The 24,013-nt window shown below is 35.6% G+C and carries 22 protein-coding genes; 6 read left to right on the top strand and 16 right to left on the bottom strand.

From position 1 onward, the window contains the following. The 8 genes from ACTDJC_RS18490 to ACTDJC_RS18525 all read right to left on the bottom strand — a co-directional run bounded on the left by ACTDJC_RS18490 (nucleotide 1) and on the right by ACTDJC_RS18525 (nucleotide 9,044). Nucleotides 1-1,470, bottom strand: coding sequence for a spore germination protein (locus tag ACTDJC_RS18490; protein WP_440604379.1), 1,470 nt, complete (start codon nucleotides 1,468-1,470; stop codon nucleotides 1-3). Between the two features lie 116 nt (nucleotides 1,471-1,586). Next, nucleotides 1,587-2,762, bottom strand: a complete 1,176-nt coding sequence (locus ACTDJC_RS18495; RefSeq protein ID WP_440604311.1) for a M20 family metallopeptidase — start codon at nucleotides 2,760-2,762, stop codon at nucleotides 1,587-1,589. Between the two features lie 266 nt (nucleotides 2,763-3,028). Further along, nucleotides 3,029-3,253 carry a DUF4022 family protein gene (locus ACTDJC_RS18500; protein WP_154711198.1) on the bottom strand — a complete coding sequence of 75 codons (225 nt, stop codon included), beginning with the start codon at nucleotides 3,251-3,253 and terminating at the stop codon, nucleotides 3,029-3,031. Between the two features lie 318 nt (nucleotides 3,254-3,571). After that, nucleotides 3,572-3,883 carry a cytochrome aa3 quinol oxidase subunit IV gene (gene qoxD / locus ACTDJC_RS18505; protein WP_098309079.1) on the bottom strand — a complete coding sequence of 104 codons (312 nt, stop codon included), beginning with the start codon at nucleotides 3,881-3,883 and terminating at the stop codon, nucleotides 3,572-3,574. Nucleotides 3,884-3,885: 2 nt separating this feature from the next. Next, a complete protein-coding gene (gene qoxC / locus ACTDJC_RS18510; protein WP_440604312.1) occupies nucleotides 3,886-4,488 on the bottom strand; it encodes a cytochrome aa3 quinol oxidase subunit III in 603 nt (200 codons plus the stop codon). Between the two features lie 13 nt (nucleotides 4,489-4,501). Continuing rightward, entirely contained in the window at nucleotides 4,502-6,436 is a 1,935-nt protein-coding gene (qoxB, locus tag ACTDJC_RS18515; RefSeq protein WP_141525027.1) for a cytochrome aa3 quinol oxidase subunit I, read from the bottom strand. Nucleotides 6,437-6,469: 33 nt separating this feature from the next. Beyond that, the gene (gene qoxA, locus ACTDJC_RS18520; RefSeq protein ID WP_098309076.1) at nucleotides 6,470-7,342 is read right to left on the bottom strand and encodes a cytochrome aa3 quinol oxidase subunit II; all 873 of its coding nucleotides are present in this window, start codon (nucleotides 7,340-7,342) and stop codon (nucleotides 6,470-6,472) included. Between the two features lie 295 nt (nucleotides 7,343-7,637). Continuing rightward, nucleotides 7,638-9,044: an amino acid permease gene (locus tag ACTDJC_RS18525; protein WP_440604313.1), complete on the bottom strand. Its 1,407-nt coding sequence runs from the start codon at nucleotides 9,042-9,044 to the stop codon at nucleotides 7,638-7,640. 289 nt (nucleotides 9,045-9,333) lie between these two features. Here ACTDJC_RS18525 and ACTDJC_RS18530 point away from each other — a divergent pair, with 289 nt between their 5' ends. Beyond that, complete coding sequence (locus ACTDJC_RS18530; protein WP_098309074.1) at nucleotides 9,334-10,077, top strand: C39 family peptidase; 744 nt, start codon at nucleotides 9,334-9,336, stop codon at nucleotides 10,075-10,077. 157 nt (nucleotides 10,078-10,234) lie between these two features. Further along, nucleotides 10,235-10,672, top strand: a complete 438-nt coding sequence (locus ACTDJC_RS18535; protein WP_098309073.1) for a GNAT family N-acetyltransferase — start codon at nucleotides 10,235-10,237, stop codon at nucleotides 10,670-10,672. Nucleotides 10,673-10,730: 58 nt separating this feature from the next. Here ACTDJC_RS18535 and ACTDJC_RS18540 read toward each other — a convergent pair whose 3' ends face one another. After that, on the bottom strand, nucleotides 10,731-12,023 hold the full coding sequence (locus ACTDJC_RS18540) for an NCS2 family permease (protein ID WP_253628623.1): 1,293 nt from the start codon (nucleotides 12,021-12,023) through the stop codon (nucleotides 10,731-10,733). Nucleotides 12,024-12,338: 315 nt separating this feature from the next. Between ACTDJC_RS18540 and ACTDJC_RS18545 the strand changes: the two genes are divergently transcribed. Continuing rightward, nucleotides 12,339-13,736: an amino acid permease gene (locus tag ACTDJC_RS18545; RefSeq protein WP_440604314.1), complete on the top strand. Its 1,398-nt coding sequence runs from the start codon at nucleotides 12,339-12,341 to the stop codon at nucleotides 13,734-13,736. 421 nt (nucleotides 13,737-14,157) lie between these two features. Beyond that, nucleotides 14,158-15,543, top strand: a complete 1,386-nt coding sequence (locus ACTDJC_RS18550; protein ID WP_440604315.1) for a peptide MFS transporter — start codon at nucleotides 14,158-14,160, stop codon at nucleotides 15,541-15,543. 31 nt (nucleotides 15,544-15,574) lie between these two features. Here ACTDJC_RS18550 and ACTDJC_RS18555 read toward each other — a convergent pair whose 3' ends face one another. The 5 genes from ACTDJC_RS18555 to ACTDJC_RS18575 all read right to left on the bottom strand — a co-directional run bounded on the left by ACTDJC_RS18555 (nucleotide 15,575) and on the right by ACTDJC_RS18575 (nucleotide 19,529). Continuing rightward, nucleotides 15,575-16,615: a YHYH domain-containing protein gene (locus tag ACTDJC_RS18555; RefSeq protein WP_440604316.1), complete on the bottom strand. Its 1,041-nt coding sequence runs from the start codon at nucleotides 16,613-16,615 to the stop codon at nucleotides 15,575-15,577. A 141-nt stretch (nucleotides 16,616-16,756) separates the two neighbouring features. After that, nucleotides 16,757-17,392, bottom strand: coding sequence for a class A sortase (locus tag ACTDJC_RS18560; RefSeq protein ID WP_440604317.1), 636 nt, complete (start codon nucleotides 17,390-17,392; stop codon nucleotides 16,757-16,759). 134 nt (nucleotides 17,393-17,526) lie between these two features. Further along, complete coding sequence (locus ACTDJC_RS18565) at nucleotides 17,527-18,000, bottom strand: DUF2178 domain-containing protein (protein WP_440604318.1); 474 nt, start codon at nucleotides 17,998-18,000, stop codon at nucleotides 17,527-17,529. Beyond that, the gene (locus tag ACTDJC_RS18570; RefSeq protein ID WP_440604319.1) at nucleotides 17,993-18,211 is read right to left on the bottom strand and encodes a helix-turn-helix transcriptional regulator; all 219 of its coding nucleotides are present in this window, start codon (nucleotides 18,209-18,211) and stop codon (nucleotides 17,993-17,995) included. Before ACTDJC_RS18570 ends, ACTDJC_RS18565 begins: the two co-directional genes overlap by 8 nt. 109 nt (nucleotides 18,212-18,320) lie before the next feature. Continuing rightward, nucleotides 18,321-19,529, bottom strand: coding sequence for a 3D domain-containing protein (locus ACTDJC_RS18575; protein ID WP_440604320.1), 1,209 nt, complete (start codon nucleotides 19,527-19,529; stop codon nucleotides 18,321-18,323). A 392-nt stretch (nucleotides 19,530-19,921) separates the two neighbouring features. Here ACTDJC_RS18575 and ACTDJC_RS18580 point away from each other — a divergent pair, with 392 nt between their 5' ends. Continuing rightward, entirely contained in the window at nucleotides 19,922-20,134 is a 213-nt protein-coding gene (locus tag ACTDJC_RS18580) for a hypothetical protein (protein WP_440604321.1), read from the top strand. A 100-nt stretch (nucleotides 20,135-20,234) separates the two neighbouring features. On the opposite strand, the gene ACTDJC_RS18585 is transcribed toward ACTDJC_RS18580, so the two are convergent. After that, nucleotides 20,235-21,083 (bottom strand): phospholipase C, encoded by an 849-nt coding sequence (locus tag ACTDJC_RS18585; RefSeq protein ID WP_440604322.1) that lies wholly within the window; start codon nucleotides 21,081-21,083, stop codon nucleotides 20,235-20,237. Between the two features lie 362 nt (nucleotides 21,084-21,445). Here ACTDJC_RS18585 and ACTDJC_RS18590 point away from each other — a divergent pair, with 362 nt between their 5' ends. Continuing rightward, the gene (locus ACTDJC_RS18590) at nucleotides 21,446-22,600 is read left to right on the top strand and encodes an MFS transporter (RefSeq protein WP_440604323.1); all 1,155 of its coding nucleotides are present in this window, start codon (nucleotides 21,446-21,448) and stop codon (nucleotides 22,598-22,600) included. A 227-nt stretch (nucleotides 22,601-22,827) separates the two neighbouring features. Here ACTDJC_RS18590 and fsa read toward each other — a convergent pair whose 3' ends face one another. Beyond that, complete coding sequence (gene fsa, locus ACTDJC_RS18595) at nucleotides 22,828-23,475, bottom strand: fructose-6-phosphate aldolase (RefSeq protein WP_440604324.1); 648 nt, start codon at nucleotides 23,473-23,475, stop codon at nucleotides 22,828-22,830. Between the last annotated feature and the right edge of the window lie 538 nt (nucleotides 23,476-24,013).

Consider the following 24,013-nt stretch of genomic DNA (forward strand, 5'->3'; position numbering starts at 1 on the left):
TCATCCCCTCTCCTTTGAACGCAGCGTTTTATCCTTTGGTTGTAAGTACTCCGGTCTTTCTTTCAACATTGCTTTAGGCAAACGTACAACATCTTCTTTCCAATCTTTATAAAAAGCAGGTGCAATCGGTGCAGAATATGGTACTCCAACACTCGTTAAATTTACGATATGAATTGCTAAGGCAATTAATCCTAAAATAATTCCATACAAGCCAAAGACTGTGGCGGCCAACATAAACGCAAACAATAAAATACGAAAGGTAATTGTAATACTATATACTGGTAGTGAAAATGTAGCTACGGCCGTGACTGCAATAATAATGACAAGAAATGGATTTACAATACCGGCACTTACAGCAGCTTCCCCAATAACAAGGCCTCCTACAATACCAATCGTTGGCCCCATTGGCTTCGGAAGACGAATTCCAGCTTCACGAATCAGCTCCATTGTAAAAGCCATTATGAGCGCTTCAATATATGCTGGAAACGGAACACCTTCTCTTGCTCCAGCAATTGAATATGCAAGAGTAGAGGGGATAAGCCCTTGATGATAAGAGACAAGAGCTACATACATAGCCGGTAATAAAATCGCAATCGTGCCCGCTAACATTCGAAGTCCTCTTAACAACGTTCCAATCATCCAACGTTCATAGTGGTCTTCCGGTGATTGAAATATGTCAATCATCACCATTGGAGCAATAAGTGCAAACGGAGAACCATCTACTAAAATAGCTGCTTTCCCTTTTGCAAGTGAAGCTGCGACGTTATCTGGTCTTTCTGTATTTAAAAATTGAGGGAAAGGAGACAAACTATTATCTTGTATGAGTTGTTCAATCGTTCCTGTTTCAAAAATAATATCTGTTTCAATAGACTGCAGTCTCCGGTTTAATTCTTTTACAATATAAGGATTAATAATATCTTCAATGTAAGCTAGTGTTACTTCCTTCTGTGAACGTTTCCCCATAATATAGGAATGAAAACGTAATTGTGGGTCACGTATGTGACGCCGAATTAACATTTTGTTTACATTCACATCTTCAATAAATCCTAAATTAGGCCCTCGAATGATTGTCTCCGCAGAAGGTGAATCGAGACTTCGTTTCTCCCATTCACGAAAATTTACAATTATTGCAGAAGGAATACCATCCAGTAGCACAATTGTATCGCCTGCTAATAGTGCATTCATAACATCCGGAAATGTCTTTGCGATACTCACTTCTCCAACTGATAAAAATTGATCGATTAATGTTTGCATAATTGGAGCTTGTTTAGGAATGTCTTCATACTGCAATGGACGAATAACAAAACGATAAATCATGTCTTTATTGCTTAGTCCGCATAAAAATATAACTGCACATCGATCGTTTGTTCCTGAAAGAGAAAATTCACGCACAGTTAAGTCATTAGGCGAATCTAACTTTTCTCGAATTGCATTGGTAATTTTCGATAAGTTAGCATCTAACTGAATCATCTTTATCATCTAACTTTCTTTTTTCAAAATGTTGTAGTTATATTTCTCCACTTCAAACAAATATATACAAAAAGAGCTATCCTTTTGTAACAGGATAACTCGAGTAAAACACTATCTTATTCCCTATTTCTCATGAAATTCAAAACAGACGAAACAAATATTTCTACACCGACTGGCAAGGCATCCTCGTCAATTGTAAAAAGCGGATGATGATGTGGATATATAATTCTCTTCTCTTGATTTCCAGCTCCAATAAAGAAAAATGTACCTGGGGCTTTTTGTAAGAACGCGGAAAAGTCTTCTCCAGCCATCGTCGGCTGTAAATGAACAACTTGTTCCCTTCCTAAAAGTTGCAATGCCGTATTTTCTACATGCCTTGTTACATTCTCTTCATTTACAACTGGGCGATATCCATATTCATATGTAAATGTATAAGATGCCCCGTATGCCTCTGTAATACATTTTACAATTCTCTCAATTCGCTCTGCTGTTTGCTTCCGAAGCTCATCTCGTAAACTTCTTACTGTTCCTCCAATTGTCGCACTGTCAGGAATTACATTATGAGTTGTCCCTGCATGAAATTGTGTTACAGATAACACTAATGAATCTAACGGATTAGTAAGCCTGGAGACAATTTGTTGTAATTGAGAAACAACTTGTGTGCCAATTGCAATACTATCAACCGTTTCATGCGGAATACCAGCATGCCCGCCTTTTCCCACAATCGTAATCGAAAACGCATCAGGAGCAGCCATTGCTGGACCATATACAACACCAATTTTCCCAACTTCCAGTGGTGCCCAAAGGTGTGCACCAATAATATAATCGACCCCTTCCATAACACCAGCGTCAACCATTTCCTGTGCACCGCCCGGAAAGTTCTCCTCAGCATGTTGAAACAAAAAACGAATTTCACCTTGAATTTGATCCCGTTTTTGTGAAAGTGTGTATGCTGTTCCAAGTAACATCGCAATATGTCCATCATGTCCACACGCGTGCATAACTCCTTGATATCTAGAAACAAAATCAAACTCATTCTCTTCGTCAATAGGTAGTGCGTCCATATCAGCACGAAGCGCAATTGTTTTTCCTGGCTGTTTACCGACCAATTTTGCCATCACACTATACTGCGTTGGACGTGAAACCTCTAGATGAGGAAATGTTTGTAGTATGTCGTAAACCGTTTGAGATGTTTTTTCTTCATGATAAGAAAGCTCAGGATACATATGAAAATGTCTTCTCCATTGAATAAGCTGCTCTTTCGAAATAGATGCTTCTTGTATAATATCCATATACAATCATCCTTTCTCCACTAAATTACCTGTTATTATAGCGCGTACAGCCAACAAAACAAACATTATTCTGATAATTATCACTATTAAATGTTATTGATTTAAAAAAAATAAAAAAGCTATCGGATTTGATAGCTTTTTTATCCCGCATTAACGGATAGTAAGACCCCTATCTCAAGATTCAGAGAAAATCGAAGAAGTTAGGTGGGGGATCTTACTGCCCGTAAAAGCCCGATTGGTTCAACTAATAATCAATAGCCATATAGTTAAAATTTTACCTTATCTGTAAGTTGTATGAAAAAATAGGCTGGTGCTATACAAAGCCCCAATATGCTACTGGTTCCAATAATAAGAGAAAGTAAAATGCAAGAATACTTTACTCCGTTTGTTTTTTTCCATCCATAACTCCAAATTTCAATGCTGAGGCCAATCAGTATAATTGCGATAAGTACTTCCCCAAGTAATAAAAGAGCTAAAGTTGATATTGACATGTCTTAACACTTCCTTAGCTACATATGATAGTAATATTTTACCATACATATAACTTAAGGAATATTGCGAACTTACTGCGCAATTAAGGTTTAATAAATTAATTTCTTCTATAAAGAATAAGGTAAAAATTTCATTATTGGGGGGATCTCCATGCTATAGTTTCGTAATACCATGAGATATTAATGATTTTGAATAATGAGTACATTATGTAAGGGGAGTAGAAGACGCAGTGCTAAACCATTATATGTATATAAGTATTTAAGATATATAAAAAAGCCTGCTGAGGCATTGCCCCAACAGACTTTTGAAAATACGTGTTACATAGAGAAGAAAATCCAAACCGTACCAACAACCGTTACTGCAGCGATGAAGAAGTGGAATACGATTGTGAGTGTTTGTATTGTGCCTTCTCCTTCTGTCATGTGCATAAACATAACTAATTGTAACGCGGCTTGTGCCACTGCCATTATAAGAATGCTCGTTAAGATTGTTGCAAATGGCAAACTTGTATATAACGCTACATATAAAGCAAGGAACGTTAATGCAAGTGATAAAATAAATCCGAAAACGTGTGACCATGGAAATCCGCTATGAGCGTGTTGATTTGCTTGTGTATTGTTTTGTCCCATTATTACGCCACCATCCCGTTCAAGTAAACTAGTGTGTAAATGAAGATCCAAACAACATCAAGGAAATGCCAGTATAAGCTGATAATAAATACTTTACGAGCTGTAACTGGTGTCAGTCCTCGTTTTAAAATTTGGACAATAACACAAGTTGCCCAAATGATACCACCTGTTACGTGGGCACCATGCGTTCCAAGAAGAACGAAGAACGCAGATAAGAAACCACTTGTTTGTAGTGTAGCACCGTGGCTTGCGTACAGTGCAAATTCTTCAATCTCCATGTAAAGGAAGCCAGCGCCTAACAGTAATGTAATGATAAACCATAGGAGCATACCATTTTTGTTTTCTTTACGCATTTCATGAATTGCGATCCCGCATGTGAAACTACTTGTTAAAAGTAAAAGTGTTTCAATCATAACAGGCTTTACTTCGAAAAGTTGTGCTGGTGTTGGACCACCTGCGGTACTACCAGCTAATACTAGGTAAGAGGCGAAAAGCGTTGCAAATAGCACGATTTCAGCCCCAAGGAAAATCCAAAACCCTAAAATATTCAATCTGCTTTGTTCAGTTTGATATTCTAGAGGTAAGCTTTTATCTAAAGCCGCCATTTCGTTTCACCTCTCATGCAACATGTTCTGTCTTTTTAATTTCATCTACGCTAATGTAATATCCGTTATCGTAATCAAACGAGCGCCAGATCATACAAGCTAACATACCAATACCACCGACAATTGCTAACCCGAACCAGCTAAATACTAATGCAAAACCTGCAAGACCAATAAAACAAGACATAATAATTGGAACACCTGAATTGCTTGGCATATGAATTGGTTTCAAGTCTTCAGGTTTTGGTGTAATAGACTCACCGTTTTTCTTCATTTCCCAGAATATATCGCTCTGCTTAATTTCTGGTACTACTGCAAAGTTGTAATGTTGTACAGGAGACTGTGTTGCCCATTCAAGTGTACGGCCATCCCAAGGATCTCCAGTTAAATCACGCTCGCCATGACGAATGCTGTAAACTACGTTGTAGCATAATAAGATAAAGCCGATACCCATCATTACCGCACCAACAGATGCGATCATGTTTAATCCACCCCATCCAAGGTTTGCAGAGTATGTGTACATACGACGTGTCATACCGTCTAAACCTAGGAAGTACATTGGGAAGAAACAGATGTTAAATCCGCTCATAAAGATCCAGAATGTCCATTTACCAAGGCGTTCATTTAGCATATGACCTGTGATTTTTGGATACCAGAATGTAAATCCAGCAAGCATCGCAAATACTGTACCTGCAATTAATACGTAGTGGAAGTGAGCAACTAGGAAGTAGCTGTTATGGTACTGATAGTCAGCTGCTGCCATCGCAAGCATAACACCCGTAACTCCACCGATTACGAAGTTTGGAATAAACGCCAATGACCAAAGCATTGGAACTGTAAAACGAATACGACCTTTATACATTGTAAACAACCAGTTAAAGATTTTAACACCGGTTGGAATCGAAATCGCCATTGTTGAAATCGAGAAGAATGAGTTAACCGATGGTCCTGCGCCCATTGTAAAGAAGTGATGGAGCCATACAAGACCACTTAAAACTGAGATAGCAATCATTGAGTAAACCATCGCGCTATATCCGAATAGACGTTTACGCGAGAATGTACTTATGATTTCAGAGAAAATACCGAATGCCGGTAAAATAACGATATATACTTCAGGGTGACCCCATACCCAGAATAAGTTCGCCCAAAGCATTGGCATACCACCGCTCGCCATCGTAAAGAAGTGAGCATCAAATAGACGGTCAAATGTCATTAATGCAAGAGCAACTGTTAATACTGGGAAAGCAAAGATAATGATTACACATGTGATTAAAATAGACCATGTAAACATTGGCATTTTCATTAACTTCATGCCTGGTGCACGCATTTTCAAGATCGTAACAAGGAAGTTAATCCCTGTCATCAGCGTACCGAGACCCGCAATCTGCAATGCAATTGAATAATAGTTGTTTCCTACGCCTTGGCTAAACTCTTTACCAGCCATTGGGAAGTACGATGTCCATCCAGCGTCTGGAGAACCACCGACAACGAAGGAGATGTTAAATAACATAGCACCTACAAAGAATAACCAAAAACTTAATGAGTTTAAGAAAGGATATGCAACATCACGCGCCCCAATTTGAAGAGGTACAACAATGTTCATTAATCCCATAACAAATGGCATTGCCATGAAGAGAATCATTACAGTGCCGTGCGTTGTAAAGATTCCGTTATAGTGTTCAGCATTTAAATAAGTTGTGTCAGGAAACGTTAATTGGGCACGGATCATTAAGCCGTCCATACCACCACGGAACAGCATTAAAATCGCTGAAAGAATATACATAGTCCCAATTTTCTTATGGTCAACAGAAGTTAACCACTCATCCCAAAGCCATCTCCATTTTTTGTACTTTGTTAGTACGAAAAGGATTCCTAATGTCACAAGAACAATAGATACGTCCGCTCCGTAGATAATCGGATCGCCTGTGACAAAAAATTCATCAAGCTTCACTGTATTCACTCCAATCTGTTGGAATAGTCGTTATTACTTTTTGTTTTTGTAGTAGTTGTAATCACAATATTCAAGTGATTTTGGATCTACATATTTTAAATGATTGCTAGAGAACGTCATACGCCCTACTACACCTGGTTCAATAATTTCTTTATACTTGTTTTCTGATAATTTAGGGGCAGTTTCTTGTACTTCTGTTACCCACTTGTTGTAGTCTTCTTTTGTTTTAGCTTCAAGTTCAAACTCCATGTCAGTAAATCCTTCACCAGAGAAGTTCGCACTACGTCCAGTATAAGAACCTGGTTTATCAGCTTGTAGGTATAAATCCATGACCATATTATCCATTGTATACTTCATACCACCAAGTTCTGGAATCCAGAAAGCATTCATTGGACCGACAGAAGTTAATTTAAATTGAATTGGTACACCTGCTGGTACATTTAAATAGTTAACGGTTTCAATTCCTTCCTCAGGATAACTGAATAACCATTTCCAGTTTGCAGATGTAACGTAAATTTCAACAGGTTTTATATCTTTTGATTGTGCTGGAGGCTTTTCCGATGCATATGTTGCTTTTACCGTCGGAATTGATAATGCAATCACGATGATAACAGGGAAAATAGTCCAGATAATTTCTAAAAGAGTATTACCATGTATATCAGGTGGCTCATAGTCCATATTATCTGGTTTTTCACGGTAACGAATTAAAATAACTGTAAACAAGACGAATACGACTAGAATAATTACAGACATCAGTATCATTGACCAAACAATTAAATCATACTGTGTTTTTGCAACAGGTCCTTGTGGATTTAATACAGCGATTTTGTCGCATCCACCGAGGAACAAGAGTAGTGATAGTGGAAGAAGTGAAGCCAACTTCCAAAACTTTTTTTTCAGTTGCACGATTGAAAATCTCCTTTCTCCTTGGATTGAAACTATGCCAATAAAACAATATAAACCTATTAATTTATAGATGGCAATAGTTTTTAAGATATTGTTAAAAAATAGACACAAATACACAGTTTTTACGATGAAAAACTTTTGTAACTTGCTAATATTGTAAACTATTTTTGACGCCATATCTCGATTTTAAAAATTTTAAGATAAATAAAGTTATACCAGAATATCCAAAAAATAGAAAAAAGCTATCTCATAATAAGTTGAAATAGCCGAATATTTCATATATTTATTTTATTACTCATGAAACATTTTTTTGTTGTTCAAATGTGACAATTTTTTTAAATTTTACACGATAAAAAATGTAACAAATAATCATGAATGGGATTCCACAATATAAAGCAATACGTTGATCTGGAATAAACGCTAAGCTTATAAATGTAATAAAGTTTAAAGAGAACGCCAAAATAGGAACGAGTGGATAAAGTGGAGCGCGGTATTTTAATTCTCGTATATCCCCACCATTTTTTATAAATTCTCTTCTAAAGAAAAATTGAGATGCAGCAATGGACATCCAAACAACGACAGCTGCCATCGCTGCAATAGATGTTAATACTAAAAAGACTGTATCAGCAGCGAATACACTTGTTAAAAGAGAAAGGCTAGCAAATATAAGGCTGAAAATTAATGCATTGAGCGGTACACCTTTTTTCGTTAATTTTGAAAAGGCAGGACTTGCCATTCCTTGTTTTGACATCGCCCAAAGCATACGAGAGTTTGCATATAAACCAGAATTTGCTACCGATAATACAGCTGTAATAATAACAAAGTTCATAATGTCTGCTGCATACGGAATTCCAACTGTGTCAAAAACGAGTACGAAAGGACTTTCTACAAGATTTGCTTCTTGCCACGGTAGTAATCCAACGACCACAGAAATTGAAAGGACGAAAAAGAAAAGCGTACGCCAAATTGTATTTTTTATAGCACGTGGTACTGTTTTTTCCGGTTGCTTACTTTCAGCTGAGGCAATACCGATTAACTCTGTTCCTTGGAACGCAAAGTTAACGGTAATCATTGTAAGAAGAACAGCTGGAAGTCCGTTTGGAAATAATCCGCCATTTTCTGTGAAGTTATGTAACATTGGCGCCGGTTTACCGTTAAAGTCTAATAGACCAAACATGACGGCACCGCCGAGTATAATAAATACAATAATCGTTATTACCTTAATACTCGCAAACCAAAATTCAGCTTCTGCGTATGCACGTGCAGATGAAGCGTTTACAATAAAGAGCACGGCAGCGAATACAACACACCATATCCAAGATGAAACATCTGGGAACCAACGTTTCATTAAAATGCTGACAGTCGTTAGTTCAACTCCAACGGTAACAGCCCAGTTTAGCCAATACATCCATCCTACGACAAATCCAAAACCAGGTGAAATAAATCGGCTAGCGTAGCTTTGGAAAGAGCCAGCTTCAGGCATCGCAACTGTTAGCTCTCCGAGACAAAGCATAGTTAAATACATAACAAATCCGCCAACTAAATAGGCAAGAATAGCTCCGCCAGGTCCAGCGTTGTGAACAATTTGTCCTGATCCCATAAATAACCCTGTTCCGATAACTCCTCCTAAAGCAATCATAAAGAGGTGTCTACTTTGCATCGTACGTTTTAGTTCATTTTGCTGAGTCTCTTTTTGTATCATATACCCCTCACCTCATATTTTTTAGTAGAATTACAATTAAATCCCCTAGTTAATTCGCTTATCCTTAATGAAGAAGGTTCACTAAGTTAAGCATGTTTTATTCTAACAAAATATTCTGAAATTGTATATCAAAAAAATCTTTTTATTTTAAAAAATACGAATTTTATGACGGTATACTAAAATAACAATTCGTAGAATCATTCTAGTAAACTAGTGAAAACAACGGTACAATAAAGAGAGTATTATTTTGGAAAATGTAAGAAAATAATTATGTAATGGAGTTAGATATATGTTTAGGATGGTCAAATACATATGTGTTTTAGGAATTGGAGTTATTGTTAGTGCGGCATGCAGTAAGGATGTTATGGGAGTAATTGAAACAGGGAAAAATAAAATTTTACAAAAAACTGAGGAACTCCGCTTAGACTTTTCATATGAAATGAAGGATCAAGCGATGATTGAAAATGTGCCATTTATAAAGCAACTTCCTGAATTAGAAAGAGGTTGTGAAGTAACAAGTTTAGCAATGTTACTGCAATATAAAGGAATTCAAGTTGACAAAATGAAGCTTGCGGATGAAATTGAACGTGTACCGTTTGAGGCGAACGGTTTGCGAGGAAATCCTCATGAAGGATTTGTAGGAAATATTTATACAAAGTCTAAACCAGGTTACGGTGTATACCATCAGCCGATTTTTCAATTAGCACAAAAATATGTTCCAGATAAAACAATTGATTTAACAGGAAGAGAGATAGAAGATATATATAAAGTGCTTAGTGCTGGTTCACCGGTATGGGTTATTGTCAATACAACTTTTCAGCCGCTAGATGAGGGAAGCTTTGAAACTTGGAACACAGATTCTGGAGAAGTAAAGATTACATATTATGAACATAGCGCTGTTATTGTTGGTTATGATCAAAATTTTGTATATGTAAATGATCCATTGGCAAACAAACCGCGTAAAGGTATTCCGCGTGCTCAATTTGAAAAAGCATGGGAACAAATGGGGAAACAAGCAATTACTATTCTATGAAAATAAAGGGAAACTTCCATCAGTGGATGAGGCTTCATCCCCCACCTATCTTCTTCGATTTTCTCTGAATCTTGAGGCGGAGCGTTAATGCGGGATAAAACCGATAAATAAGAGCTGTTCCTGTCCGTTAATATGACATAAGAAGAGAGGTATGTGTATGGTCGAAATAAAGCGAATTGATTGCTCGCAAACATATGCACTTCGCCACGAAATTTTACGGCCTAATCAAAGTTTAGAAGACTGTAAATATACTTCTGATAATGAAGAAAATACCTTTCACCTCGGAGCATTTATGAACAATATGCTTATTAGTATTGCTTCCTTTTCTTATGAAACACATCCTTCTTTAGGAGAAGGCATTCATTATCGCTTAAGAGGAATGGCCACAAGACAAAATTTCCGCAAACAGCATGCTGGAAGCACTCTAATTCACAGTGCTGAAGCAATATTAACAGAGCGCCGTGCACAGCTTCTATGGTGTAATGCCCGAATCACTGTTGCAAATTATTATATACGATTAGGATTTCAAGAATATGGTGAAGTATTCGATATTCCTCCAATTGGATTACACAAATTAATGTACAAAATCTTATAATCTATTTTACTATGTACAAAAAAGAGCGTCTCCTACGAGAAGCTCTTTTTTTAACTTATTATAAAAACAAATGACAACCAAATAATATTGCAAAGAAATAAAGAAACGGATGTACTTCCTTTCCTTTTCCTTTTACAATTTTTAAAATCGGATAAATTAAGAAGCCAAGTGCTATACCGTTCGCAATACTTGATGTGAGCGGAATACCAACGAAAATAAAGAATGCTGGAAGCGCATCTTCAAAGTCATTCCAATTTACTTCCCGAACATTTTGCGCCATTAGGCTACCAACAATAATAAGAGAAGGTGCTGTAATTGCCGCTACACTTGATAATGATGCAATTACAGGACTAAAGAAAGCTGTAATAATTGTTAATCCAACAACGACTATACCTGTTAATCCTGTCTTCCCTCCTGCTGCAATACCAGCAGAAGATTCGATTGTAGCAGCTGTTGGACTTGTTCCAAACATTGCTCCTACTGTTCCTCCAATTGCATCTGCAATAAATGCTTTTCCAAAACGCCCTTCTGCATTATCTGTCTTTAAACCAGTCTGCTTAATTAACCCAAGCAATGCTCCTGTTGTATCAAATAACAATACAAGCAAAAATGAAAAAACAATACCATATAATCCGTATTCAATTACATCCGTCACAGCGTGAATCGGGTTAAATGTAATCATTCCTTCTGGTAAATGCGGAACTGCTACAAGTTTATCGCTAAACTCCAATTGTCCTGTAAAAAAGGCAATTACTCCCGTTACAATCATACTAATGAACAGTGCACCACTTACGTTTAATGCCATTAATACTGCAGCTAACACTAAACCAATTAACGTTAGCACAACAGAGGGAGAATGAAAATTTCCAATGGTAACTAAGTTTGTAGGATGATCTACGATAATACCAGATAAACGAAGCCCTATAAATGCAATGAACAAACCGATTCCTGCTGCAATCGCATGCTTTAAACTATCCGGAATCGCCTCAATTAGTTTTTGACGAAATGATGTAAATGAAAGTAAAAGAAAAATAATACCTGTCAAAAATACAGCTGAAAATGCAATAACGTATGTAATGCCTTCTGCGTTTTGAACAACAGAGTACGCGAAGTAGGCATTCATTCCCATTGCCGGTGCAATCACGATTGGGTAATTTGCTAAAAATGCCATGCATAATGTTCCAACAATTGTCGCAATAATTGTTGCCGTAAAGGCTTGATCGAACGGCACTCCTGCATCAGACAAAATCTTCGGATTGATGACAAGAATGTACGCAAATGTGAAAAACGTCGTAATACCAGCTAAAACCTCCTGCTTTACAGAAGTATTGTATTTCTTTAATTGAAACATATTAGCTATCCTTCCTACTTAATAAAATTATGATTATAACTACCTTCTCAAATTAACTTCTTCTAACAGCAATAATAATGAGGCTTTTATTGCGCGAAAAAATATAATACTTAATCTTATCAATTACTAAAAAAGAGCGTCAATATACTTACTAATAGTTCGAATTTTAAAATTAAATTTAACGTTCTATAGATATAGTACAGAAAACATTGTCTTTTTTTGTAGCATAACAGCGATAAATGTTTTATAATTTTAAATAGTTAGACATTTTGTAAGCGAATACAATATTTTTTCTTATAATAAAGGGGGCTTACTATGAAGCACACAGACAAAGCAGAAACTTTAAATCGCGGATTAAAACAACGACATATTACACTTATGTCTCTTGGATCTGCTATTGGAGTTGGGTTATTTTTAGGATCAGCTTCTGCTATTAAACTAGCAGGACCATCCATTTTATTTGGTTATATCATTGCAGGCCTTGCTATCTTTTTCATTATGCGTGCGCTTGGAGAAATGGCAATTGAACAACCTGTTGCCGGTTCGTTTAGTAAATATGCACATGACTATTTAGGCCCATTAGCAGGTTATATAACAGGCTGGAATTATTGGTTTTTATGGGTTGTTACTTGTATGGCTGAAATTACAGCCGCAGGTATTTATATGGAATATTGGTTCCCTGACATTCCACGTTGGATTTGGGCGCTGATTGCTCTCGTATTAATGAGTGCATTAAACTTTTTATCTGTTAAAGTGTATGGAGAACTTGAATTTTGGTTTGCTCTAGTTAAAATTGTCACAATTATCTGTATGATTGTAATCGGTACTGGTATTATTCTATTTGGTTTTGGAAATGGCGGCGTAGCGACTGGAATTTCAAATCTTTGGTCTCACGGTGGTTGGTTCCCGAATGGTTTCTCTGGTCTTCTTCTTTCTCTACAAATGGTACTATTTGCTTACTTAGGAGTGGAGTTAATCGGTGTAACAGCTGGAGAAGCAGAAAATCCGAAAAAAACATTATCTAAAGCAATCGATAACGTTTTTTGGCGCATTTTAATTTTCTATGTAGGGGCTCTATTCGTTATGATGGCGATTTACCCATGGAATGAGTTTGGCGACAACGGAAGTCCATTTGTACTAACATTTGAACAAATTGGCATTGCGAAAGCAGCAGGGATTATTAACTTTGTTGTATTAACAGCTGCCCTTTCTTCTTGTAATGGTGGTCTCTTTAGTACAGGCCGTATGCTATTTACATTAGCACAGCAAAAACAGGCACCAGAGAAGTTTGGTCATTTAAATAAAAATGGCATTCCAAGTAAAGGAATTTTAGCAACAGCTTTCGTATTATTAATAGGCGTTGCTTTAAACTACCTTGTTCCTGCGAAAGTATTTACGTGGCTAACTAGTATTTCAACATTCGGAGCAATTTGGACTTGGGGCGTCATTTTAGTTGCGCAGCTACGCTTCCGTAAAGGATTATCACAGGAAGCACAAAATAAATTAACGTACAAATTGCCACTGTATCCACTTAGCTCTTATATTACACTCGCTTTCCTTGTTTTAGTATTAGGAGTTATGGCATATTCTACTGATACACGTATCGCATTAATCGTTGGACCGATTTGGATTATCGCTTTAGTTGCTGTTTATTATATGAAAGGATTTCATAAAACAGATAAACTGCTTAAATCTCCTTCAAAGATAGGATAAAGTAAAACTTTGATTAGCAGTGGTTTTCTTCACCCTACACTGATTATTAATTAAACGAATCAAGGTTGTTACTGCCCGTCAGTTCAATTTGATGACTATCTATTCATTCAGAAGTTTATGAATGAATAGATATAATAAACCGTTACAATATCGGCGATCGTGTAATATATGACATGAATAATTTAACCAAAGAAGATGATTCCAAATTAACTAAAGTGTTATTTGGAATCATCTTTTTTCTTTTACTTTTATTGTATTCGTTTCACTAAACATACTTATACAAATTCCATTTCCAATTTCTTACGGAAACTCTACCTTTATTGACTTTTAATAGTTAACAATATAAACTATTAAATATGTAAAACTATTAATTAGAGAAAACTATTAATTTTATTTTTATTCATGTCAGGAGGAATTATATATGGAAGCTGCCATACACCTTGATGAGAAACAACAGCAAAAAAAGAAGCATCCTCCAGGTTTATACTTACTCTTCTTCACAGAAATGTGGGAAAGATTTAGTTATTACGGATTACGAGGATTATTAACATTATATTTAACAACGGCCTTAATAAACGGTGGTCTTGGTTTTAGTAAAAGCTGGGCACTTACTATTTACGGTTTTTATACAGGCGCTTGTTATTTCACCCCGTTAATTGGTGGATTCTTAACAGATCGTTATCTTGGTAGACGATTAGCTATTACAATCGGTGGTATAACAATTGCACTTGGTAACCTTACATTATTTGCACTGCAAAGTCACTTAGGGCTATACCTCGGGTTAGCGCTCATTATTATCGGGAACGGTTTCTTTAAACCAAACATTTCCACTCTTGTTGGAGAGTTATATCCAGAAAATGATTCACGTCGTGATGGTGCCTTTACGATTTTTTATATGGGAATTAACGTTGGTTCATTCCTTGCTCCACTCGTTTGCGGATACTTATCAGAAGATTTGTTTAAAACAACAGTAGATGGCGTTATTCATTATGGTTACCAATATGGATTTTTAGCTGCCTCCATCGGGATGGTTATCGGACAAATTTTATTTACAACATTATCCAATCGTTATCTTGGTGACATTGGTAAAAAACCTACAGCAGCTTTACAAACAGGAACTGGCAACAAAACAGCTGGAAATACACCATTAACAAAAAAAGAAAAACAGCATACAGCTGTTATTATCATAATAACTTGTTTCGTTGTTTTCTTCTGGGCTGGATTTGAACAGGCTGGTAGTTCTTTAACGTTATATACAAATAGCTTTGTAGATCGCACTATATTCGGTTGGGAAATTCCAACATCTTGGTTTCAATCTGTAAACCCACTATTTATTATTTTATTAGCACCAGTTGTTTCAGTACTTTGGACAAAGCTTGCTTCTACAAAACGCGGTGATTTGAAAATTCCAACAAAAATGGGTCTCGGAATGATTTTACTTGGAATTGGTTATATGATTCTTCTTGTCGCTACATTAAAAACAGGAAGTAATGAACAAGACATTACCGAAAAAGCAAATCTACTCTTTATTGTCTTTACTTACTTATTCCATACGTTAGGTGAATTGTTCTTATCCCCAGTCGGGCTATCAATGGTAAGTGCACTCGCTCCTGTCAAACTCGCATCTTTATTAATGGGTGTTTGGTTCGCAAGTACAGGTGTCGCTAATATTTTAGGTGGACAGTTAGCAAACTTTACAACTTCATTAGGTTATTCAGAAGTATTTGCTGTTATTGGAGCTACCGCTATTTTCTTAGGATGTATATTGCTATTACTTTCAAAGAAATTAGTAAAAATGATGGAATAAAAAAGATGAGGGTGCAATCCCTCATCTTTTTTTATTCATTTTCTCCTTTTTCTATCGCTTGCTTATATAACTCTTTATATTCTTTGTAATCACTTGGTACAAAGAGCTTATAGAAGAATGAAGTCCAACTTGCGCCTTTTTCATATCCTGCTTCACGAATTTCGGCTGCCTTCTTATTCGATTTAAATCCTTCTTCAAACCATTTCTTTAACAATTCATTCTTTTTATACTTCGTTGGAACTTTTAAATCATAGCTTTCAAATGCAGTTGTGTACCCTTCTTTTTCTACCTTCTCTTTCACAGATTTATAACCTTTTTCATACCCTTCTTCATATGCTTTCACATAGTCTGCTTTATCCATATTTATAGGCTTTTTTTCTGCTAACTCTTTTCCAGCCTTCTCGCCTAACTCAAATTGCTCTTTCTTAATTTTTTCGGTTCTCTCTTTATTCCCTACCTGAAAGCCTTCCGCAAAGTTTGCTTTAAATTCTGAGGAAACGTGACTATCGTCCATTGTTTCTTGAGCTAATCCTTGCTCTTTCCCTTTTTCAAATTGCACCTTTTTTTGTTCTAATAATGACCATGTCGCTGTGTAAGCCTCAGTAAATGCTTGCTTATAGGAGTCTGATTTTCCATTCAAATGCTCTGCTACATTATTCTTCCCTTCTTGAAAATCTTTTTCTCCAGCTGTTTTCCCTTCAACTTGTCCCTTTTCCATCTCCGCTTTCTGCTTTGCTTCTTCGGCTTTTCGTTGTTCTTCAGCTTTTCGTTGTTCTTCTGCCACACGCTGTTTTTCTTCTTCAGCCTTACGATTTGCCTCAGCTTGCTTTTGTGCTTCTATAGCACTATTATCTTGGCTAGGTGCTTGTTGTGTTGTACCGCTATTAGAAGATGGTTCCTTCTTATTATGGTAGTGATATTCTCCATATTGTAATCCCCACTTCTCACAGTTTGTACGACACGTATGTCCACCATTGGCATCTGTATTCCCTGGATGTGCATAAGCTGAAATCGGTGCTACTAATACTGCAATACCTGCTGCTAAGATAAATGACTTTCCTTTTTTAATCATACTGCATCCTCCCTAAATCTATATATAATACATTTATTATACAAATATAAATGAATTTTGTAATATACACTTTAATATTCTTTTACTTCCCAATTATTAGTTAAAAAGAAAGTCCACTTTCGTTGAAGGTGGACTTTCTTTTTAACTATTTATTTTTTTCATCTGTACGAAATCCCCAGACACTACATATCGTTTCGAATTATCAAGCACAGATGAACACGTAATAAGGGTTACTTCATTTTTCCCGTGATCTTCAACAACTTCCCATTTATCCGGCGTTACTTCTGTTATCTGTTGTACCGCATACTCATACTCATTTTCACTATCATATAAATATACTTTATCGTTCTTTTTCAATTTCGAAATATCGCTAAATAATACACCTTTTTTTGACATATTATGTCCTGCTAATGCGTAATTCCCTTTTCCCATCTCTTGTTTCTCTTTTACCGTTGCTGCACCTGATAATAAATTTTTCTCTGTTGAAGAACTTAGAATTGGTAGCTCTAATCTAATACTTGGAACAACAATGCGCCCAATAACTTGCTTCTTATCCAATGAAGCATTTGCCACATCCGCTAAATCTGGTTGTTTTATGTTAGAAGCATCAACGAATTTTGTTTCTTGTTTTTCGTACTTCATTTTCTTAACAGTTTGTAGGTTTTCGTCTTGCATTTTTCCAGCTTTATAACCGTCATAAAAAGGTTTTGCAATTAAAACGCCACCTACAATAAATAAAAGAAGTGCTAGTATACTGTAAATCTTTTTTTTATTCATGCCACAATTCCTTTCTCTCACAAAATTCCCCTTATATAAAATGATAAAATAAGAATGCTAGATATACAAGAACATACGCAAGATTTGAACGACACTTCCCAATGCAAAAAAAGATGTGCGATTTTGCACATCTTTCACACAACCTTATTACGATATAAAGAAATATGAAATACTGTCATTTGAATTAATAAAATGACAAATAATACATACAGCGGGTATTCTGGGATGTTTCGATTGAATAGTGGATAAGCAATTAACGAGGCAGCTGCAAAAGGCATAATAAACCATGATGAAAGAAGTGTAGTTCGACACGCCTTCGCAGTCAATATTTCCTCTCTCTCATCTTCACTTGGAAATAATAACGGAAATGTCCAAAATGATAATTTCTTATATTTCTTTTTTTGTACCTTGTAACCAATGAATACTCCTATCGCTATAATCAATATCAATATAATTGGCGTTATATTCATCGCAACAGTCCACGTTTGTTTTTCAGTACGGATGATGTTTGCAAGATCCGTAATAGCATGAAAATATTCAATAAATCCCCAACTAGTTATAGCAAGAATGAATATATTTATTACATAAGAAAGACCAATTCTATTCATTTTCTTCTTCCTCCTTTTGTAATACAAATACTTCTTCCATTTGTAAACCAAACACATCACAAATCATGAGCGCTAATAATAATGATGGCACATAATCCCCTTTTTCAATGGCAGCAATGGTTTGCCTCGTTACACCTACTTTCTCGGCCAATATGCTTTGTGTAAAATTAAAACGAGCTCGCAGCTCTTTTACCCGATTGTAAATGGTCAATTTTACCACCTCTTGTCATTATTGTATGCTAAACTTTACAAAATGTAAACTCAACTTAACATTTAATAATAAAAAAACCTACTTTGCTTATTACAAAGTAGGTTTTACTTTAGTCTAAAACTACAACACGAATTTGTTTTCTACCCCAAGATTTAGAGGATGCTTTATCTGGCATGAAAACATCGATTTTATGTCCTTTAATAGCACTACCAGTATCAGCAGCAATCGCATTTCCATATCCTTCAACCCATACGTGTGAGCCCAATGGAATAACCGATGGATCAACTGCAATTACTTTCATATTTGGATTTGCAGTTAAATCATATTCTCCCCATTTCGTATATACATGCTCACCAGGCTGCTTCCCATTTTCACTTGGATCATTTGTGTAAGCCGTAGCTTCTACATACATCTCATTTCCGCCTTTGCTAGGGCCGTTATTTGATGTAGATCCTGATCCTGATGCTGATGCTGTTCCTCTTGCCTTTGCTTCTTCTGCTGCAGATGCTTTTTCCGCTGCAGCTTCTTTTTCGCGTGCTTCTGCTGCTGCTTTTGCTGCCGCTTGCTCACGAGCAATTGTATCTTGTACGCTCTTCATATCTGCTTCAATCTTTGATTTTTCTTGTGCAGCAAGCGTAAGTTGACTTGAAACTTCATTATATTTTGCTTGCACAGACTGTAAGCTTTCTTGACGTTTCTTTAAATTCTCTTGTAACTCATTCTGTGCTTTTGCTAATTTTTGTTTGTCTACTTCTAAAGATTTTTCTTTTTCATCAATCGCTTTTTTATCATCTTCGATTTGACGAAGATCTTGTTCTTGTAAACGAAGAATCTCTTTATCTGCATCCATAATTGTAGAAACCGCATTCATACGTTCTAAGAGATCTGCAATATTTTTTGAGTCTACAATTACCTCTACTACTAAACTCACATTTGAACTCTCTTGAACAGAGACCATACGTTTTTTCATAATATCTTTACGCATAAGTACTTTATCTTCTAACGCAATAATCTCTTTCTTTTTTTGTTCAATTTGTTTATTTGTCTCATCAATTTTATGCTGAATTTGGTCTTGCTCTGTTTTATTTTTAGAAATAGTATCATTTAAGTCTTTTAATTCTTTTTCAATACCTTCAATTTCTTTCATTACAGCTTGCTTCTCTTGTTCTTTTTGCTGAATAGTATTGTCATTCTGCTGCAATTGCTGCTGCATGTTGTTTAGTTTATCGTCGTTTGACTCAGCTTTTACAGCAACTGTACTAGAAAAACAAATGAATCCAGCTAATACAACGCTACTGATACGCTTAAAATAGTTCATAATCCGACTCCCTTCATATTATAGTTATACATTATTTGTTTTACAGTTTGTTTACAAACTCATTAAATACAGTTTATTTTTTATGGATAAAAATAACAGATATCAAAAAATATAATAAATACAGTTAAATATTTTTTAAATTTCATATGTATATATTTAAAAATCATGCTGAAATTTTAATATAAAGTGTAACTTTCATCAGTGAGTTTGTTCTTCATCCCTACTGATGGAAAGCCCTCACCAATTGGGATTTTACGGGCCGTTGTTATCTCTCACCTATTTTCTTTGATTTCTCATAATCTTGAGGTGGGAGTCTTACTGCCGATAAAGTGAAACTTCTATAAGCAAAATCTTACTATCTATTAACAAAGGAAATAGCAAATCATAGAAGCTTGGGGAAAATATTATGTTTACAAAAACAGAATCAAGTACAAGAGTTAGAACAGCAATTACATCAAAAAGAGAAAGAACATCAAAATGTTATCACTTCATTACATGAAAATGTATTAACGGTTGTAAGTGGACATGCAGAAAACAATCGACAACATCAGGCATTACAAAATTTAATTCAACATTGTTGTTATCTTTTACTATTTATTAACTAAACAATTATAAAGCACCTTCCTTTAGCTATAACTGTGTCTAGGTTAGTATGAAAAAAGACCAAATACTTAAATAGTAAGTATTTGGTCTTTCTATAAGTCATTAGCGATTTACATACGTATCAAACCACAAATGAATATAACCGGCTGTAACGCGCTGTGCTTCCATTAAGCGCTTTCCTGTTACCGGTGTCACTTCCATCCGCCATTTATCTGCATATTCTTGAGATACAGCTGCTTTTACAAACCAATCTTTTGTCGTATCATTCACAATACCAGGATAATCCTGTTTAGCCTCTACCGCTGCTCCTTGAAGCCAATCTTCTGGATTTATCCCTTTCCAATTCCAATATCCACTACTATCTGAAACTATATAATTATTTTTTATTGTATCCACAAAATTTTCGTATTTAGAATGGAAGCCCATGGGATAAGAAAGATTCGTAAAGTTTGCTGCATGCATCGGCTGATTTATATCGCCTAAATAATGAAGCGATAATCCCAAATAGAAGAATGCCTGTGCCATATCTTGTTTTTGGTATGCCTCACCAGCAAGCTTAAAATATTTTGTACCTGTTTCTTTTGCCTGTTTCGCAAAAGGAATGTATGTTTGTCCAGTATCCGGATCATAAAAATGAGAAGCATATGTACTATTATCATAATAAGGATTCTCGTAATCAGCAGAATAAATACCATTTTCTAAATCAGTACGCCACTCATTTAATAAAGCAGTTTCATTTGGTTTCACAATCGTTGTATCACGAGACATGATGTCAATTGCACGATTTACAATCCACAAATGAGTGCTAACCCCCTCATTATGCTTATCCTCAGCTGACCATCTTAAAATTGGTGCAGGGCTTTCACTATTATTTGTTTGTGCAAACACTACACTTTGAACTGGTGCAGCTAAAGCAACCATAGCTGCTAATGCTAATACTTTCTTTTTCATACAAAATCCTCCCATTTTATATTTATATCCTCATGAAGTAGAACTTCTGATGTTATTTGGTAAATCTATTATACGGATATCCTATCTTTTGATGATTTTATATCTTTGAAATGAGATATAAAAATATAAACAAAAGATAGATTAATACATATATATATTGTTATGATTCAGTTTAATTATAGTGAGGAAATGTTAATCTCGTGCAAAAAGATTGATAAAATAGTGTAAATATTAAGAAAATAAAATCGTTACTATTTTCATTAATTTTTATTTAAAGTGTACAATTTTCCATACATAACAAATTAATTTCATTGCAGAGAAAAATAGCATTATGCCATAATAGCAAAAGAGAGGTGAACAGGTTGAAATACTTTATTTATTTTATTGTTATCATTGCATTCTTAGATACATTTTCACAATTACCAATTATGAGTACATACGCACAAAGTCTTGGAGGAACCCCTCTTATTATCGGCCTTGTCGTTGGAATGTACTCATTTGCAAATATGATCGGCAATATTATTGCAGGTGCGTCTGTTGATAAATATGGAGCCAAAAAAGTTCTTTCTATTAGTATGGCAATTACGAGTCTCATAGTTTTATTGTATACCGTCGTCCAAAACGGTGAACAACTTATTATCGTTCGTTTTCTACACGGATTTAGTGACGGCTTCTTAATACCAGCTGCCTTTACTTTCTTATCAAAACAAACAGAAGCAACAAAGCAAGGGAAAGCAATGGCTTTATCTGGTGCAGCTGTTGGAACAGCAGCTATCGTGGGTCCTGCTTTCAGTGGGATTATGAAAGCAACCGCGGGTATACACTGGGTCTTCATTACAATTTCTATCTTAATGGTACTTGGTACAATCGTCTCGCTCTTCTTGTTGCCAAATCATATAACAAGAACAAATACATTACGAACGCAAATATTAAACAAAGAAGAGATGCTTGGATTATTAAAATCTGAACCGTTATTACAAGCATACATCGGTGCCTTTACGTTAATGTTCTCACAAGGAATTGTCACATATATGTTACCTATGAAAATAGAAGCTTTAGGACTTAAATCATCCTTAACAGGAATGATGCTTAGTGTCTTTGGAATCACCGCAATCCTCTTCTTCTTACTGCCAACAAACCGTATATACGATTACTTTAACCGTCAAAAAATGATGGTCATTGGTATTGCAGTTATGGCATTTGCATTATCGTTACTTGGTATATTTGCAACAAAAGGCATGCTCTTTATTGTCATGATCATTTACGGAATTGGATTTGCAATTCTCTTTCCTTCTATTAATACTTTACTTGTTGAAAATACAACAGAAGATAATCGCGGAAAAGCATTCGGATTATTCTATGCGTTCTTCTCACTCGGTGTCGTTGGCGGATCATTTACGGTTGGAGCAATCGGAGCATCACCGAGCGTAAGTTTTGTAATTGGAACAGCTTTCTTGCTTACATTTGCTTCGATGATTTATATAAGAGGAAGATTTAAAAAAACAATGATGGGGTAGATTCCATCATTGTTTTTTATTTTCAAAAGCATATTGATACAATCAATTTGCAGAAAAAATGTGCAAGTATCAGCCATATTCCGGCAATTCCCCAGGAAATATTCATTTTTTCTACAAATTTACAGAAAATTCAATAAAACAAGACTTCCTTCCGTGGGGGGCTTACTACCCATTCATTCGGGATAAAAAAACGGTTCAACTTGAAAGTTGAACCGTTCCATAGAAAATTATTTTCCTTGTGTTTTTTCCCAATCAGCTAAAAACTTTTCAATTCCTTGATCTGTTAATGGATGTTTCACTAATGAAGCAATAACATTTGCTGGAATTGTTGCAATGTGTGCACCATTTAATGCTGCGTCTGTTACGTGTACAGAGTGGCGAACAGATGCTGCAATAATTTCTGTTTTAATGTCATGAATTACAAAAATATCTGCGATTTGACGAATTAGATCCATACCATTGTGACCAATATCATCTAAGCGACCTAAAAATGGTGATACATATGTTGCACCAGCACGTGCAGCAAGTAATGCTTGTACAGCTGAGAACACTAATGTTACATTTGTGCGAATACCTAGATCAGAAAAAGCCTTCACTGCTTTTAAACCTTCTGTTGTCATCGGTACTTTTACAACAACGTTAGGTGCAATTTTCGCTAATTCTTTTCCTTCTTCAATCATTTTATCTGCTTCTAAGCTAATAACTTCTGCACTTACAGGGCCTTCTACAACACTGCAAATTTCACGAATGCGTTCATGAAAATCTACGCCTTCTTTTGCAACAAGAGATGGATTCGTTGTTACACCTGCTAATACGCCAAGAGCATTTGCCTCTTTAATTTCATCAATGTTTGCTGTATCAATAAAAAATTTCATGTTTTTTCTTCCTTTCTGGATTCAAGTATATGTTTATTTTTGCTTAATAACGCCTAATTCAATCAAAATAATTTTTTTACTTTTTTTCTTCGCTTTTTTCTTTTTCCACACTTACCGCTGACGCAACTACTTTGGAATCTGTAAAGATGATACCGGTTACATATACGCTTTTTTGAACGAGATTTTCTGAATCATTTTGTACATCAACTACTATTTATGTAACGCCACATCTCTGCTTCTTCATACCTACCAATACGTTGTTTTTCTTTAGAATCAAGTACAGTATAGCAACAGCAGTTATCTTCGTTATATCTCATACTGAAATATCAAAGCAATAACTAGACTAATGATCAGACGTCTGTCCATACAAACGAGTATAAAGCCCCTAAACAACATCATTATTGATAAAAGTTGCTACTTCCCCTTTCTCAACGATGACACCGTTTATAATTCCCATTATAAGAACAGCAAGCAATCCCACTCCTATTGCAAAAAACGATTTCATACCAACAATAAGTGTATGTAGTAATGCTAAAAT

It is taken from the genome of Bacillus sp. GB_SG_008 (assembly GCF_052038115.1).
Taxonomy (GTDB): Bacteria; Bacillota; Bacilli; order Bacillales; family Bacillaceae_G; genus Bacillus_A; species Bacillus_A rhizoplanae.

What these genes read in the sequence shown, in the direction of transcription:
- qoxC (WP_440604312.1), bottom strand. Translation starts at nt 4,488, where the DNA reads ATGGCGGCTTTAGATAAAAGCTTACCTCTAGAATATCAAACTGAACAA.
- qoxD (WP_098309079.1), bottom strand. Translation starts at nt 3,883, where the DNA reads ATGGGACAAAACAATACACAAGCAAATCAACACGCTCATAGCGGATTT.
- ACTDJC_RS18500 (WP_154711198.1), bottom strand. Translation starts at nt 3,253, where the DNA reads ATGTCAATATCAACTTTAGCTCTTTTATTACTTGGGGAAGTACTTATC.
- ACTDJC_RS18530 (WP_098309074.1), top strand. Translation starts at nt 9,334, where the DNA reads ATGTTTAGGATGGTCAAATACATATGTGTTTTAGGAATTGGAGTTATT.
- ACTDJC_RS18490 (WP_440604379.1), bottom strand. Translation starts at nt 1,470, where the DNA reads ATGATTCAGTTAGATGCTAACTTATCGAAAATTACCAATGCAATTCGA.
- ACTDJC_RS18560 (WP_440604317.1), bottom strand. Translation starts at nt 17,392, where the DNA reads ATGAATAAAAAAAAGATTTACAGTATACTAGCACTTCTTTTATTTATT.
- ACTDJC_RS18565 (WP_440604318.1), bottom strand. Translation starts at nt 18,000, where the DNA reads ATGAATAGAATTGGTCTTTCTTATGTAATAAATATATTCATTCTTGCT.
- ACTDJC_RS18575 (WP_440604320.1), bottom strand. Translation starts at nt 19,529, where the DNA reads ATGAACTATTTTAAGCGTATCAGTAGCGTTGTATTAGCTGGATTCATT.
- ACTDJC_RS18525 (WP_440604313.1), bottom strand. Translation starts at nt 9,044, where the DNA reads ATGATACAAAAAGAGACTCAGCAAAATGAACTAAAACGTACGATGCAA.
- ACTDJC_RS18545 (WP_440604314.1), top strand. Translation starts at nt 12,339, where the DNA reads ATGAAGCACACAGACAAAGCAGAAACTTTAAATCGCGGATTAAAACAA.
- ACTDJC_RS18585 (WP_440604322.1), bottom strand. Translation starts at nt 21,083, where the DNA reads ATGAAAAAGAAAGTATTAGCATTAGCAGCTATGGTTGCTTTAGCTGCA.
- ACTDJC_RS18535 (WP_098309073.1), top strand. Translation starts at nt 10,235, where the DNA reads ATGGTCGAAATAAAGCGAATTGATTGCTCGCAAACATATGCACTTCGC.
- ACTDJC_RS18555 (WP_440604316.1), bottom strand. Translation starts at nt 16,615, where the DNA reads ATGATTAAAAAAGGAAAGTCATTTATCTTAGCAGCAGGTATTGCAGTA.
- ACTDJC_RS18540 (WP_253628623.1), bottom strand. Translation starts at nt 12,023, where the DNA reads ATGTTTCAATTAAAGAAATACAATACTTCTGTAAAGCAGGAGGTTTTA.
- ACTDJC_RS18495 (WP_440604311.1), bottom strand. Translation starts at nt 2,762, where the DNA reads ATGGATATTATACAAGAAGCATCTATTTCGAAAGAGCAGCTTATTCAA.
- fsa (WP_440604324.1), bottom strand. Translation starts at nt 23,475, where the DNA reads ATGAAATTTTTTATTGATACAGCAAACATTGATGAAATTAAAGAGGCA.
- ACTDJC_RS18550 (WP_440604315.1), top strand. Translation starts at nt 14,158, where the DNA reads ATGGAAGCTGCCATACACCTTGATGAGAAACAACAGCAAAAAAAGAAG.